Here is a 13851-nt window from a genome sequence, read left to right on the forward strand (position 1 = left end):
TCTTATTCCCAATAATACATAGTTTTAATAGGAATGAATAATAATCTTTAGTTTTAAGGATGCGTTTACTATGCTTTTTTAGTTATCGAGCTCTTGTGCGAGTTCTTCATGTGTGGATGACCACGCCTTGATCAGCGCTTTTACTAATGATGCTAACGGAATGGCAAAAAACACGCCCCAAAAGCCCCACAGCCCACCAAAAAATAACACGGCGACAATAATAAACACCGGATTTAAATCAACCGCTTCAGAGAACAACAAAGGAACCAACACATTACCATCAAGCGCTTGAATAATGCCGTAAATAATTAAAATGGTCCAAAACTGTGTTTCTAAACCAAATTGAAACAGCGCCACCGCCGCCACAGGGATAGTAACCAGCGCGGCGCCAACAAACGGAATAAGTACTGAAAAGCCAACTAATACACCTAACAGAGCCGCATAACGTAAGTCCAATACAGTAAAGGCAATAAAAGACACCGAGCCAATAATTAAAATTTCGAAAACTTTGCCACGAATATAATTCATTATTTGCTGATTCATTTCATGCCACACTTGCAAAATTAAGCGTCGTTGGCGCGGGATCAGTTTAGCAATGCTGGCACTGAGCTCTACTTTGTCTTTAAGCATAAAAAACACCAGTAGTGGTACTAAAATAAGATAAATCAACCACGCAACAGCATCTTTTAATGAATTGAGCGATGCCGACAGCACCACTTGGCCAAATTCCAACACTTTGGTTTCTACCGTTACCACAATAGACTGCACTTGCTCCGCACTAATAAGGCTGGGGTATTTAGCTGGTAGGTCGAGTAAAAACGATTTACCTTGCTCTACCATATGCGGGGTTTCTTGTACTAAGTTACTACTTTGCTGCCAAAGCACCGGGCCTATAACTAGTATTAAAGTAAGCATAATACCAATAAATATAAGCATCACTATGCTAGTAGCGGTAAAGCGCTTTAAGCCAAACCGCTCCAAGTGAACCACGGGCCAATCTAATAAATAAGCAATGATCAGTGCCACTAACACAGGCACAATTAATGGGCCAAAAAAGTACAACATGGCAACCAGTGCCAATAATAAAAAAAGTAAAGTAACTGAATTAGGATCAGAAAACTTTTTTTCATACCATGCTTTTACATATTCAAACACGCAACGGCTCCACTAATAACAACGATTGTTGTTTATTTAACTTGTAATAATACATTTTTTTTTGCAAATATCGTTCAATATCGTCTGTGTTTTGCTCGCTTGAGATATTAAAGGTAATTGCTTGTCTTAACGATATTGCCTCACGCAGCCCTAATTTAAACTGAATAAATTGCTGTGGGCATTTATAAGCGCGCAAATCTAGCTCTAGCATACTCGTTTCGCTACCTGTTCACATTAATAATAAGTCCTATACCTGGGCTAATTAAGATTAACCGCAGTTAAATTTAACTTTTTCTTAAAACAACCTCTGCAATGGTTTATCCTTATAGCATAGTTAGCTAAAAGGATACGTTAATGTCTAATTCGCATAATAAAGCGCAATTGCCTAGCAATCCAACTCTCAAAGAAATTAATTGGTTTAAAAAACAAATTAATTGGGGGGAGCTGCCGCATTTTTATCACTTAGTAGCTTCGTCAGTAAGCGAGTGTGAAAGCATTTTTGATCATGGATTTGATAATGCCATAAAGCGTATTACCGACAAGCGCAATTGGAACCTCAAGGCGTTAGGCATAGACCCTAATGAGCTTTTTGAGAAAGAGAGCAATAACAAGCCACGAATTTCATTGCATCAGGTATTTACAGAGCGCGGCTTTGAACTACAAGCGTTCCCTTTTTCTCATGATACTGCCATCGATAGATACGCACGACATGATGAGTCAATGGAGTTTATACTGTGGGATCCATTGACCATGAAAACCGTTATTCGCATTAATCAGTTACATAAATTTATTGGCTTTTACTTAGACCAAGGCGATGAAGCAGACAAAGCGCTTATATTACATTCCCATAAAGTGGTTCATAAGATTATTGCTTTTTTACAAACTCAATTGAACATTGTTAAGGTTGATGGGGTCTCAATTAAGGCGTTTTATCAACTATGTGAAAAGGACAGCCGTTTATACACAGATGATACAGCTAGTGCCCCTGATAAAAAATAAACAAGGAATATAATGCAGCTAAAATCAGCCTTTATCACTTTATGCAGTGCAGTGCTTACATTTAGCCTACTAATAAGTGAGCCGTTAAAGGCACAAACAAATCTTCAATTGCCCGACTTAGGCACGTCTGCACTGCAAGCTTTGCCGCTCGAAAAAGAAAAAGCAATTGGTGAAGTGATGATGATGCAGATCAGAGGCTCTTCGCCATTAATTAACGATCCGGTGCTTGATGAATACCTAACAACTTTAGGCCGAAAGTTAGTTGCGAATGCCAATGATGTGCGCTTTGGTTTTTCATTTTTTTGGTTAAATAACCCCGAAATTAATGCCTTTGCATTTTATGGCGGTCATGTAGGTGTGCACACGGGCTTAATTGCTCAAGCCGATAACGAGAGTCAATTTGCCTCAGTGCTTGGTCACGAAATTGCGCACGTTACACAGCGCCACCTTGCAAGGCGCATTCAGCAACAGCAAGACAATAGCGGTCTTACTATTGCCGGTATGATAGCCGGTATTTTAGCAGCCGTTGTAGCCCCAGATGCAGGCATGGCGATAATTTCAGCCAGCCAAACACAGTCGGCATTTAGCCAACTCACCCATAGCCGTTCGGCCGAACAAGAAGCCGATAGAATTGGTATGCAAACTCTTAATAATGCAGGATTTGATGCCCGAGCTTCCAGTGAATTTTTAACTAAACTTGCAGCGCAAATTCGCTATAAATATAAACCCCCGGCATTTCTACTGACTCACCCGCTGCCAGAAAGCCGCGTGTCGGATGTACGCTTGCGCGCCGAGCAATATCCAAAACGCCAGATAGGCTCAAGCCTTGATTTTAACTTAGCAAAAAGCCGTGTATTGGCACGTTACGATAACAAACCCGAAAACGCAGAGGCCTTATTTAGAAAGTTAATGCGCGAAAATACCTACAATAACGTAGCACTACAGTATGGTTTAGCGATTAGCTTAGTTGATCAAAAGAAAACGGATGAAGCACAGCCTATCCTGGATAAGTTATTGGCAAGCGATCCTAAAAACTTATTTTATATTGATACAAAAACAGACTTGCTAATTGCACAAAAAAAAGCAGCTGACGCAGTTAGTTACTTAAGCGAATTAAACAACTATCGGCCAAACAACCAAGTAATCACTTTAAATTATGCAAACGCCGCGTTAGAAGCTGAGCAATATGAGTTAGCTGAAAACATACTAAAGTCGTTTTTATTAGAAAAACCAGATCACAGTTTAGGTAAACAGCTTTTAACCGACGCCTATAAAAAGCAAGAAAAGTTGGCCGCGTATCATGAAGCTAACGCCGATGTGTTATCGCAATATGGCGCATATTTAAAAGCCGCTGACGAAATACAAAAAGCGCTTAATTTTGTAGAGCCTAGTGAAAATGTAAAACAACAGCGTTTAAAAGCGTTACTCACACAATATCGGTTATTGCAAAAAGAGCTTGCAAGGCTTTAAGTCTTTGCTGAGTTCACCTAAAATAGCCGCAATTTATACTTTGGATGCACCTTTTATGTCAGTTACTATTTACCACAATCCGCGTTGTTCAAAATCACGTGAAACACTTAACCTATTACAAAGTAAAAACATTGAACCAAGTGTTGTTGAATATTTAAAAACACCGCTTTCTCATGAGCAAATTAGTATCTTAGTTTCTCAACTGGGGTTTAATTCGGCACGCGATTTAATGCGCACCAAAGAAGAGCAATATAAAGCCCTTAATTTAAAAGACGAAAATGATGAGTCGGTTCTTATTACTGCCATGGTCGAAAACCCAAAATTAATTGAACGCCCCATTGTTGTTAACAACAATAAAGCGGCCTTGGGTCGTCCGCCAGAAAACGTATTAAGCGTTCTATAATGAGTACAACCATTGTGGTGCTGTACCACTCAAGCCATGGCTCTGTAGAAGCTATGGCGCATGAGATTGCAGAATCAATAGAGCAACAAGGCGCAACCGCCTTACTGCGTACGTTTGTGGCTAAAAACCCACATGACATTGTGATAAATAAAGACGATTTAGTCGCTTGTGATGGGCTTGCATTTGGTACACCTACCCGCTTTGGCATGATGGCCGCACAAGCAAAGACATTCTGGGAAACCACCAGCGATCTTTGGCTTAAAGGTCAACTTATCGATAAACCTGCTTGTGTGTTCTCATCATCGAGTAGTATGCATGGGGGCAATGAAGCAACCCTACTTAACTTATCACTGCCGTTATTGCATCACGGGATGATGTTAATGGGGGTACCTTACGATGTACCAGAGTTACTTGGCACCGAGACAGGAGGCACACCTTACGGCGCTTCCCACGTAGCAGGCAGCAGTAACAGCTCTACCCTAAGTAAAGATGAAATTAAAATATGTCAAAGCGTAGGCAAACGCTTGACTCAAGTAGCGAGTAAACTTAAATGACCCAAAATAGCGAGTCTGCTAAAAAGCCAGTGACCGTAAAATTTCAGCGCCTAGCCCTATTTGGTTATTTTGGCCTGCTTATTTTAATGCCACTATGGATGTTTGTATTAGCACCAAGAGAAGGCCACAGTGACGCCTTTCTCTTTTTAGTCTATGTGCTACCGCTATTATTACCTTTAAAAGGCATACTACAAGATAAAACCTACACCTATGCATGGGCTAACTTCATTGTTATGTTTTATTTTATCCATGGTTTTACATTGCTGTGGGTTGCTCAAGATGAGTTAGTATGGGTATTGCTAGAGTTACTATTTGCCTCATCTATGTTTATTGGCTGTACTTACTATGCACGCCATAGAGGACAAGAGCTTGGACTTAAGATTCGTAAGCTTAAAGATGAGCTTGCTGAAGAAAAAGCAGCGCATGAACACGATAAAAACAACTCATAGCTATCAGCTCAGAACATAAAAAACGCGCTTTATTAGCGCGTTTTTTTATAATTAAGTAAGTGGTTAAACTAACTCACTTAAAGCTGCTAGTCCCACTATACACGCTAAACCTAGCTGGGATACAAGGCTAAAAACCGACATCATTCTTAATAAAAACAACCCCCAAGGGTGCTTTACGTGCGGATACAACGAACAGCGCTTTAAATTTGTTGCAAAGAAAAAACACACCACCGCCGTCATGGTCATAAAAAGAGTGAGCTCACTTTTTATAGTGATATTTTCATCAAAAAAGAAAAACAACTGTAGCGGTAACAATAAAGCCACAACCGCATGTAATACATGCACTTTTTTAATTCTCTCCAACTGCCCTTCTGGCGATAATTCTTTAATACCAAAATCACGTTCAAGGCATTTAACTAAGTTACTGGCTTTGATGCTTACAGCTAAACGGTAACAACTTAATCCGTCGTTATTACGCGCTCTAAAATCATACCCTGCTTTAAGCAATAAAATCATTAACGATTCATTTTTACTCATCACCGCGTAATGCAGCGCTGTATTACCTTTAATGTCTACGGCTTTTTTATCTTGGTATTGCAGGAGCATTTCTATTACATTTACATAGCCTTTTTCTGCAGCCCACATAAATGCTGTTTTGTTATCTTCATCGGTCAAGGTACCCGTCGCACCTTGTTCAATAAAGCGCATGGCCATGGTTTGCTTAGCTTTTTTCTTGTTTAAATGGGCAAGTAAGGCATTTTCTAACAACACAATAGAATCAACATCAGGCGAAACCTGAGTTAATAAAGTAAAGTAATCTTTGCCTGCAGCTACCTTTTCGCTAGTAAGCTCTGCTAAATATTCAATGTCTGCAATCGACTGAGGAATATGCGCACTTAAACGCTCTCTAAAGTCGACCTCTTGCCAAATAGATAAGGTATCTGCAGCTGACAGCTTAGCACCCTGTTCAAGCGCATGTTCTATCAAAGTAAAAAAACGTTTACTAAAAAACAGACTGATTAATGAAAGCGGCGTTTCAATATTATTTTGTGCCGATACACTTGCGTATTTTTCAAGTCGCTGACACAACATTAAAACAATATTTTCTATACTGTAATCATTGGCAAAATAATGCTCTTTAAGTGCAGCAATATAGACTTGTGCATCTTCATCATATTCACAGATATGCTGAAAATAACATTCTTCAAACGGCTCTAGGGGGGTTAACCAGGTTAAATAATAAATTGGGGGCAAAACCGTAGTACAAACACCATCATCTTCTTCAGTAGAGCGACAGGCAGGCCAAGCTTCTAAAGCATCTAAAATGAAGGCACCGTTTTGTTCAACCAGCCCTTTGACCAATAACGGGTATTCCTTTGGCCAAATTAGTACATTTTCCATTAAAACAACACAACTCCAGTGTAGCTCGGGTGAGTGGTCAGTTATAACAGTTTTTAGCTGACACCACGCTTAATCAAAGAAGTCATATTCTAACACAGCTTGGTAGTCAAGCTAGCGTAAACTCATGCAATATAGACCAAAATACAAAAGCAGCTAACGACATGCGCCATCAGCTGCTTTTACGGTTGGAGCTTTTAATTGCAAAGGAACTAACTTTGCTGCAGTTCAGCTGTGACTTGGTCTAATCCCACATCAGAAATTCGTTGAATGATCTCTTTTTGCTTAGCACTGAGTAACGAAATTCCCTCAGCAACAATATCGTATACTTTCCATTGCTGATCATTCCCCAAACGCAGTTTAAAGTGCAGATCTATGGTGGGTTTATTAGTTTCAATAATTTGCGTTTTAACAGTGGCAAATTTAGAGTCGCTTGCAGCGGCGTCTTGCTCAAATATTACATCTTGCCCTGTATACTTCATTAGTGCACTCGCATAAGTACCCGTTAAGTAATGCTCCACCGCACCAATAAACGCAACGCCCTGCTCGCGGTTGATACCTTTAATATGTTTACCTAATAATTTAAACGACACAAACTTAATATCAATATGTGGCATCAAACGCTGCTCAACAATTAAAGACATCGCTTCTTTGCTGGCATTACCTTGCGCATTTACCTGCCCAATATCGTTAAATAATGATTCGGCTACAGTTTGCAATAATTGTTTAGGTGACGGCTGAGTTTGTGCATACAAAGCACTACTGAAAAAAACAGCAACAACCACTAAAAGCTTTATAAGTTTCATAATAAATGGATAGTTTAAATAATTAAGTTTAGCGTAATTTACGCAAATAACAGGCAACAAAAAAGGAATAAATAAGCACCTTATTAATGCCCAATTAGCACCAATATAATTAGTTAAATAAATTCAATCAGTTAAAGTGTTCAGTTAACAAGCCATCTACAAGCGGATTTTTGTCCTCATTGAAAACAGTAATTCACCGCCCTTATCATTTAATTACTAATTTAATTTCCCCCGTAGTTGGCGTTATGAAAACCTCATATAGTATGATTTCTATTATTGTTTTTTGTTTATTTTTACTGACAACTCATGCAGCCTATGCATCACCAAACCATGGCTACGCTGTAGACTTATTAAAAGGCGAAGGCAATGTAACTGGAGTAAAGCTTGCGTATCAGTATCATCCAGAGGGTGCGCAAAACTTTGTGGGTGATGCCCGCTTTTACCTTGAAAGCAGCATTAACCTGTGGCATTACCGCCATGATCAACAGTCACAATCAAACCTGGTGTTAGCTGTTTCGCCAGTAGTGCAGTTCCCAGCATTTAGCCTATACAATACGCCATTTTATGTAGAGGCTGGTATTGGCTTTTCCTTGCTTGATGAACGCTATTTTGCAGATAAAAACCTAAGTACTCACTACCAGTTTGAAGACAGAATAGGTCTAGTGGCGGATTTTGGTGAAACCAATGTAGCGCTGCGAATTATTCACTATTCAAACGCCGGATTTAAATCTCCCAACCCAGGGATTAACTTTTTAACCTTGTCGGTGGCACAACGTTTCTAATTGCTTATTTACAGCCCTAGAGAGCATTGCAGCTTTTATTTAATGTGGTCATAATAACCGCTTAATAAAATATAAGAGCATCGTAATGCAAATTTGGCAAATCGTACTCGTTATCTCGATTGTACTGGCTATTGTTATCGGCAATTTAGTACTGCTGCGCTTAAGTGCAAAAAGCGAGTTTAAACCCTCAGTATCAATTTCATCAACGCAAGACAAAGAAACAAAAAAGCCCTGAATATTCAGGGCTTTTTCAACTAATCAGTCACTCTAGCCAACTAACCAGTGCGCCATTAAGGCAATAACTGGCAAGGTTACTAAAGTTCTGAGAATAAAAATAATAAATAACTCAAAAATATTAACCGGTATTTTACTACCTAATAAAAGTGCGCCCACTTCAGACATATAAATAAGTTGCGTTACACTCATTGCCGCAATAATAAAACGTGTTACATCGCTTTCAATTGAGCCTGCGGCTAAAATAGACGGAATAAACATATCTGCAAATCCCACCATAATCGTTTGCGCCGCCATTTCAGCTTCAGGTATTTGTAGTAATTCTAAAAATGGAATAAACGGCATACCTAAATATTGAAATATCGGAGTGTACTCAGCAATAATTAAAGCAAATGTACCCACAGCCATTACCACAGGTAATACTGCAAACACCATATCAAATGCGTTGTGTAAGCCCTCTTCAATTGTGCCTTTTAAGCCTGGTGCTTTTTCTGCTTTAGTTAATGCAACATCAAGTGAATGCTTAAATAATGTTTTGCCTTCAGGAACTAGCTCGGCGTTGCCATCAGGTTGTTCACCATCAATAAGCACGTCCTTTTTAAAACGCAGTGGTGGTAAACGCGGAACAATTATCGCAGCCACTACACCGGCCAAACACACGGTTAAGTAAAACGGAGCAAACAAATATTCTAATTTAACTTGGCCAATAACCACCAAACAAAAGGTAATTGAAACAGCAGAAAAAGTGGTACCAATAATAGCAGCTTCACGTTGAGTGTAGTATTTATCTTCGTACTGACGTGCAGTCATTAAAATACCGACGCTACCATCGCCTAACCATGAAGCAACACAATTAACAGCACTGCGCCCTGGCACCCCAAACAATGGACGCATTACTTTAGTAAGTAAGGTACCCACTAGCTCAAGTAAACCAAAATTAAGTAATAACGGCAGTAACAAGCCCGCTAAAATGAACACCGAAAACAACACCGGCAATAAATCTTTTAATACTAGCAAGCCAGTATTTTCTGAGGTAATAGCATGCGGCCCAACTTGAAAATAAGTTAAAAGCACAAACGCCATACCAAACAACCGTGTTACTAACCAAATCCAACTCACATTAAACAAATGATTTAATAAGCGAAATTTGGTTAAGCTTTTCGGTTTAAAGACACTAAACACCAGCGACATAACGCCAGTAATACAAATAATGGTAGCTATTAGCCCTAGCGCTATTTCACTGAATGAGGCTTGAATTGCCTTGGCCATTACCGCGATAGGAATCGTCATTATTTCACCAGACGGTACTGGCGTCATAAACAAAAACACACCGATTAAAGAAGGAATTAAAAAAACCAACCAAACTTTCAAATCATAACTTTTTTGAACGGGTGCTGGGCGTGATGAATCTAACTGAGACATATTTTCAACCTGTAAAAACCACAAAAAGAGCTAAGTGCTCTTTTTGTGGTAAATATTTATAATTATTAAATTTTAATACCGCGCTTAATTAACGCCGCTTCTAATGCTTGTTGCAAACCATTCATGGTACCTGGTTCAAGCGTTTCGCCTTTGTCATCCATCCACGTTAGACTGGTGCCACCTTGCTTGGTTTTGCTAACCAAAATTTGGTATTGACCTTCATCAATTGGAAGCTCTGTTGGTTCATCGCCCCAAATTGAATCCCACACACTGCTTTCTACTTTCGCATAATCTGCTGTAATTAAACCTGTCTCTTGGTTTATTTCAACAATAGTAAAAGATAAGCGCTCTAAGAATCCAGAAAAGCGATCGAATACCGTATCGTAAGCCTGCTCAGTAACAAGTGCTGCATTGCCTTTGTTGTCAAATCCAAGTTCTAATGAAATTATTCCTTGGCGCTTACGCATATCAACTTCAAGTTGACGATAGCGATAATCAAATTCACTCACCACTTGATTAAGGGCGCGCACTTCTAGCTGTTGTTTTAATAAATCAGTCAGAGGTTTATCACCTTTGAAATCAATAAGCTCAGCCGTTAATGATGCTGTGCGTTGATGCTCTTTTTCTTCAATAGTAAATTTAAAACGCTCTAAATCAACACTTTCATCATCGCCCCATAACCAGCTTTCTTCTGGCTTAACAATGGCGTACCAATCTGTTTCCAGTGTTCCTTGCATTTTGTTTTGTTGTGTCGCGCTAATGTTGTTATCAGCAAGCACTGCTTGAATCGAGTCCCAAATGAATACATCTAAATCGTCAATGCCATCATTTTTATCAAAATAAATACGTGCTTGTTTATCTGCTTCCTCAACCCAACTGCCTTTAGCAATGGTTAACACTTGCGCCGGCGGGCGATAGTTTGTTGCCTCCGGATTATTATCATATTGACCCACATCCATCTTATAAACAGGATCTTGAGCGGGTTGTGATAACGAAGCAGGTGTTTTAACCGGCTCATGCGCGCGGTAATTACGCTCATTATGGGCATCACTCGTAAATACACTACACCCTGACAAACTTACCAATACACTTACTGCTAGTGCTTTTGGGATCCAATACTGCACAGATAATTCTCCTTAGCATACCCTTAATTGTTTTAACAAATATATGAGTGGGTAATACCGATTTGGTTCAGTGTAAAATCAATATTAACTTTACATTTATAATTTGCTTATCTAACTGCATTAAGCCAACAAGATGACCGACAGACTAGGCTACAAATAGACACATTTTTGCTATGGTACTTTCACAAGCTTGTAAAAACAAGAAACACTGCACTATTAACCGTCTAAAATTAACCGTCACTGTAGTTTAACGCGGGTTTTGTGTTAAACTTTGCCGCCGTGCAACGCTACGTGTTTATTTTTTGTTGCCAAGTCGGTTGTTATCATCCAAGTAACTTAGGTACTTTAAAACCCATGACTGCATTTTCAAATCATCAAATTGTTTTAACCGCAATTGGCGAAGATAGATCGGGCATCGTTAGTGAGCTTACGCAACTCGTCAGTGATTGCCACTGTAATATAATAGATAGTCGCATTGCTATTTTAGGCAACGAACTTACTTTTATTATGCTACTGAGCGGTGATATGTCGGCCATTAGCCGTATTGAGCATACACTCCCTACCAAAGGTATGGAGCTTGGCCTGCTTACTATGATGAAACGTACTTCAAGCCATAATCAAAGCGAGTTTTGTGCAGGCTACACCCTAGAATACACTGGCATAGACACCCCTGGCACCTTGAGTAAAGTAACACGCTTTTTTGCCGATAATAATATTAATATTTGCTCATTAAAATCAGATACCTACGAAGAAGAAACTGAACTTAAAATGCGCTGTGAACTTGAATTTAATATTCCCGTTGACGTTGACATTGACCAATTTAAAATTAGTTTTGAAAACCTTTCGCACGTTTTAAACGTAGATTACATCTTTCGACGTATTCGCTAAGGAGTTTAGCATGAACAAAATTACCCCATTACAAAGTGGCGACACAGCACCGGCTTTTAGCTTACAAAACCAAAATGACGAAACCGTTGTGCTCAGCGAGTTATTAAAAGAAAAACAAGTGCTGGTATACTTTTACCCTAAAGCGTCAACGCCTGGCTGTACCGTACAAGCCGAAAACCTGCGTGATCAACAAGCCGAGCTTGCTAAATTTAACACTCACGTGGTTGGCATAAGCCCAGATCCAATTAAGCGCCTTAAAAACTTTGAAACTAAAAAAGAGCTTAACTTTGACCTACTTTCTGACGAAGATCATGCTATTGCTGAAGCATTTGGGGTGTGGGGCTACAAAAAGTTTATGGGTAAAGAGTACGATGGTATTCACCGCCTCACTTTCTTAGTAGGCCAAGACGGTAAAATTAAACACTTATTTGATAAGTTTAAAACCAAAGATCACCACCAAGTGGTGTTGGACTATTTAGCTGCTGAATAAAGGCTAAACAAGATAAGAATAAAAGCGTTGCTCAAGGGCAACGCTTTTTTGTATTTGCTTATTTATAATTTAACTAATAACGGTGATTGTGGAATACCTACTCGAGGAAGTAGAGCCGGTGTTACCGCAAAGGCTGCTGGTAAACGTCCTTTTAACTCAGCCATTTTTGTTTGATTATTTTGCTGATCAAAAATGTAGTATTTTAAAACATCACCATAAGCACTTCCCTCTAAACTAGCTTGTTGCAGTGTGTCTAATGCTTTATCGTAATCTGCGCTATAAATATAAGCTAATGCTAAGTTTCCAGCAGATCCTGCGTGTAAGTTACCGTTAAGCTCTTTAGATAATTCCTCTAACTCAGCAATAGCCAGTTCATAACGACCAAGTTGTATGTAGGCATGAGCAAGTGAGTTTTTTGTAAAATATGGCGGATTACTACCTGCTGGGTACCATGTTTCGTAAGCACTTAAAATATCTTCATATTGTTCAAGTTTAGAAAAAATATGAACTAGTAAAGTATAACTTTCTAATTTAATTTCTCCCTCTTCAAAACCTGATAGCACATCTCTATTTGCATACCATTTTTGAATATTTTTTGCCGTTTGTATTAGTTGTGTTGGTTGATCACTTTTTGCATCACCAGCTACCTCTAAAAGTTGCGCTAACTGTTGGTTATACTGATTACTAGCTGCGGGCTGTTTTTGCGCACTATGTTGTTCATTCTTTGGATTTTCATCAACAATTTGTGCTGCTGCCAACGCGCTAAAAGACAGTGCAGCCAAAGCCATTACCATATGTTTACTTTTCATTGTTTTTTCCTTGTTTAACATTTTAATCCTTTGAATATTAAAACTCTTTGAGTGTTCAATATTCAAAAGAGGGGGAGTGAAAAAGTTATATTTAGATTTTTTTTCATGCTCAGAGAGTAACAAACTAGCTAAATCTAATTGGTACTTACCTTTGAGTTTACGCATACATTTTTCGTCACAACTAAGCTCTAACTGCTCTTTTGCCAAACGCGCTAATTTTAAGCATATTGGATTCCACCAAAAAACACTTTCTATAGCGCAAATTAACCATGTCCAATAAATATCACCTTGTTGTAAGTGCGTTAATTCGTGCTCAATAACAGAGTTTAATTCTTCACGATTTTTCATATCAGGTGTAAGCCAAATAACCGGGTTAACTATCCCTGTTGCAAAAGCAGGCCCGCCAATTGAGGTCAATCTAATTGGATAGATACCGTTTGAACGTTTTGAGGTTTTGTATAGACTTGAATTAACTTGTAACTTTTTCACTAGTTTTACGTACAGCATGATACGTAATATAAACAAGCCGATTCCGCTAAGCAGCAATACAGTCAAAATATGCTTTAATGATGGTAACCAACTCACTGGTGCAATAATGCTACTTTCTGATGTTATGACCTGCGCATCGGTAGGGGCTATTAACGTATTTAAAAAACTAAACTCAGCAACATTAACAGTATATTGCGATGTACTTTCAAATAATGGCAATTGAGAAAAGTATTGCCAAGGAACAAACCAGGCTATTAAAGCCAGCATTATTACGTAAAAATTTAATCTAGAAGGGGCACTTTTCATCCCTAATGATGCAAGCAAACAACACACACTAATAATTGTGCAAGTTACAAAATAATCCATCATAACCTTCTCC

The 13851-nt window shown here is 38.9% G+C and carries 16 protein-coding genes; 9 read left to right on the forward strand and 7 right to left on the reverse strand.

Annotated elements, in window-relative coordinates:
• Positions 1-78: 78 nt before the first annotated feature.
• Positions 79-1155 carry an AI-2E family transporter gene (locus tag B1F84_RS09060; RefSeq protein ID WP_131691235.1) on the reverse strand — a complete coding sequence of 359 codons (1077 nt, stop codon included), beginning with the start codon at positions 1153-1155 and terminating at the stop codon, positions 79-81.
• Entirely contained in the window at positions 1148-1366 is a 219-nt protein-coding gene (locus B1F84_RS09065) for a hypothetical protein (RefSeq protein ID WP_008464573.1), read from the reverse strand. Before B1F84_RS09065 ends, B1F84_RS09060 begins: the two co-directional genes overlap by 8 nt.
• A gap of 143 nt (positions 1367-1509) precedes the next feature.
• Here B1F84_RS09065 and B1F84_RS09070 point away from each other — a divergent pair, with 143 nt between their 5' ends.
• Genes B1F84_RS09070 through B1F84_RS09090 form a run of 5 tightly spaced genes read left to right on the forward strand, consistent with a single transcriptional unit; the run spans position 1510 to position 5030 of the window.
• Complete coding sequence (locus B1F84_RS09070; protein WP_008464571.1) at positions 1510-2154, forward strand: hypothetical protein; 645 nt, start codon at positions 1510-1512, stop codon at positions 2152-2154.
• A 12-nt stretch (positions 2155-2166) separates the two neighbouring features.
• Positions 2167-3624, forward strand: coding sequence for a M48 family metalloprotease (locus tag B1F84_RS09075; protein ID WP_131691236.1), 1458 nt, complete (start codon positions 2167-2169; stop codon positions 3622-3624).
• A gap of 55 nt (positions 3625-3679) precedes the next feature.
• The gene (arsC, locus tag B1F84_RS09080) at positions 3680-4027 is read left to right on the forward strand and encodes an arsenate reductase (glutaredoxin) (protein ID WP_131691237.1); all 348 of its coding nucleotides are present in this window, start codon (positions 3680-3682) and stop codon (positions 4025-4027) included.
• Positions 4027-4581, forward strand: a complete 555-nt coding sequence (wrbA, locus tag B1F84_RS09085) for an NAD(P)H:quinone oxidoreductase (protein WP_131691238.1) — start codon at positions 4027-4029, stop codon at positions 4579-4581. Before arsC ends, wrbA begins: the two co-directional genes overlap by 1 nt.
• Positions 4578-5030, forward strand: a complete 453-nt coding sequence (locus B1F84_RS09090; protein ID WP_008464564.1) for a DUF2069 domain-containing protein — start codon at positions 4578-4580, stop codon at positions 5028-5030. The genes wrbA and B1F84_RS09090 overlap by 4 nt, the downstream gene beginning before the upstream one ends.
• A 63-nt stretch (positions 5031-5093) precedes the next feature.
• Here the strand turns inward: B1F84_RS09090 and B1F84_RS09095 are convergent, their stop codons facing one another.
• Together B1F84_RS09095 and B1F84_RS09100 are read right to left on the reverse strand one after the other, a co-directional pair.
• Entirely contained in the window at positions 5094-6431 is a 1338-nt protein-coding gene (locus B1F84_RS09095; RefSeq protein WP_131691239.1) for an ankyrin repeat domain-containing protein, read from the reverse strand.
• Between the two features lie 209 nt (positions 6432-6640).
• Positions 6641-7234, reverse strand: a complete 594-nt coding sequence (locus B1F84_RS09100; protein WP_036932808.1) for an ABC transporter substrate-binding protein — start codon at positions 7232-7234, stop codon at positions 6641-6643.
• 245 nt (positions 7235-7479) lie between these two features.
• Here B1F84_RS09100 and B1F84_RS09105 point away from each other — a divergent pair, with 245 nt between their 5' ends.
• A complete protein-coding gene (locus B1F84_RS09105) occupies positions 7480-8016 on the forward strand; it encodes an acyloxyacyl hydrolase (RefSeq protein WP_131691240.1) in 537 nt (178 codons plus the stop codon).
• An 85-nt stretch (positions 8017-8101) separates the two neighbouring features.
• Positions 8102-8251, forward strand: a complete 150-nt coding sequence (locus B1F84_RS09110; RefSeq protein WP_109874463.1) for a DUF2897 family protein — start codon at positions 8102-8104, stop codon at positions 8249-8251.
• A gap of 32 nt (positions 8252-8283) precedes the next feature.
• Here the strand turns inward: B1F84_RS09110 and B1F84_RS09115 are convergent, their stop codons facing one another.
• Entirely contained in the window at positions 8284-9672 is a 1389-nt protein-coding gene (locus B1F84_RS09115) for a YjiH family protein (RefSeq protein WP_055013242.1), read from the reverse strand.
• Positions 9673-9737: 65 nt separating this feature from the next.
• The gene (gene bamC, locus B1F84_RS09120; protein ID WP_008112982.1) at positions 9738-10796 is read right to left on the reverse strand and encodes an outer membrane protein assembly factor BamC; all 1059 of its coding nucleotides are present in this window, start codon (positions 10794-10796) and stop codon (positions 9738-9740) included.
• A 354-nt stretch (positions 10797-11150) separates the two neighbouring features.
• Between bamC and B1F84_RS09130 the strand changes: the two genes are divergently transcribed.
• The gene (locus B1F84_RS09130; RefSeq protein WP_008464556.1) at positions 11151-11684 is read left to right on the forward strand and encodes an ACT domain-containing protein; all 534 of its coding nucleotides are present in this window, start codon (positions 11151-11153) and stop codon (positions 11682-11684) included.
• 10 nt (positions 11685-11694) lie between these two features.
• Positions 11695-12174, forward strand: coding sequence for a thioredoxin-dependent thiol peroxidase (gene bcp, locus B1F84_RS09135; RefSeq protein WP_024601114.1), 480 nt, complete (start codon positions 11695-11697; stop codon positions 12172-12174).
• 62 nt (positions 12175-12236) lie between these two features.
• On the opposite strand, the gene B1F84_RS09140 is transcribed toward bcp, so the two are convergent.
• A complete protein-coding gene (locus B1F84_RS09140; protein WP_131691241.1) occupies positions 12237-13841 on the reverse strand; it encodes a M56 family metallopeptidase in 1605 nt (534 codons plus the stop codon).
• Between the last annotated feature and the right edge of the window lie 10 nt (positions 13842-13851).

It is taken from the genome of Pseudoalteromonas sp. DL-6 (assembly GCF_004328665.1).
GTDB lineage: Bacteria > Pseudomonadota > Gammaproteobacteria > Enterobacterales > Alteromonadaceae > Pseudoalteromonas.

Coding starts and splice junctions, on each gene's coding strand:
- B1F84_RS09065 (WP_008464573.1), bottom strand. CDS start 1,366: ATGCTAGAGCTAGATTTGCGCGCTTATAAATGCCCACAGCAATTTATT.
- B1F84_RS09070 (WP_008464571.1), top strand. CDS start 1,510: ATGTCTAATTCGCATAATAAAGCGCAATTGCCTAGCAATCCAACTCTC.
- B1F84_RS09075 (WP_131691236.1), top strand. CDS start 2,167: ATGCAGCTAAAATCAGCCTTTATCACTTTATGCAGTGCAGTGCTTACA.
- arsC (WP_131691237.1), top strand. CDS start 3,680: ATGTCAGTTACTATTTACCACAATCCGCGTTGTTCAAAATCACGTGAA.
- wrbA (WP_131691238.1), top strand. CDS start 4,027: ATGAGTACAACCATTGTGGTGCTGTACCACTCAAGCCATGGCTCTGTA.
- B1F84_RS09090 (WP_008464564.1), top strand. CDS start 4,578: ATGACCCAAAATAGCGAGTCTGCTAAAAAGCCAGTGACCGTAAAATTT.
- B1F84_RS09095 (WP_131691239.1), bottom strand. CDS start 6,431: ATGGAAAATGTACTAATTTGGCCAAAGGAATACCCGTTATTGGTCAAA.
- B1F84_RS09100 (WP_036932808.1), bottom strand. CDS start 7,234: ATGAAACTTATAAAGCTTTTAGTGGTTGTTGCTGTTTTTTTCAGTAGT.
- B1F84_RS09105 (WP_131691240.1), top strand. CDS start 7,480: ATGAAAACCTCATATAGTATGATTTCTATTATTGTTTTTTGTTTATTT.
- B1F84_RS09110 (WP_109874463.1), top strand. CDS start 8,102: ATGCAAATTTGGCAAATCGTACTCGTTATCTCGATTGTACTGGCTATT.
- B1F84_RS09115 (WP_055013242.1), bottom strand. CDS start 9,672: ATGTCTCAGTTAGATTCATCACGCCCAGCACCCGTTCAAAAAAGTTAT.
- B1F84_RS09130 (WP_008464556.1), top strand. CDS start 11,151: ATGACTGCATTTTCAAATCATCAAATTGTTTTAACCGCAATTGGCGAA.
- bcp (WP_024601114.1), top strand. CDS start 11,695: ATGAACAAAATTACCCCATTACAAAGTGGCGACACAGCACCGGCTTTT.
- B1F84_RS09140 (WP_131691241.1), bottom strand. CDS start 13,841: ATGATGGATTATTTTGTAACTTGCACAATTATTAGTGTGTGTTGTTTG.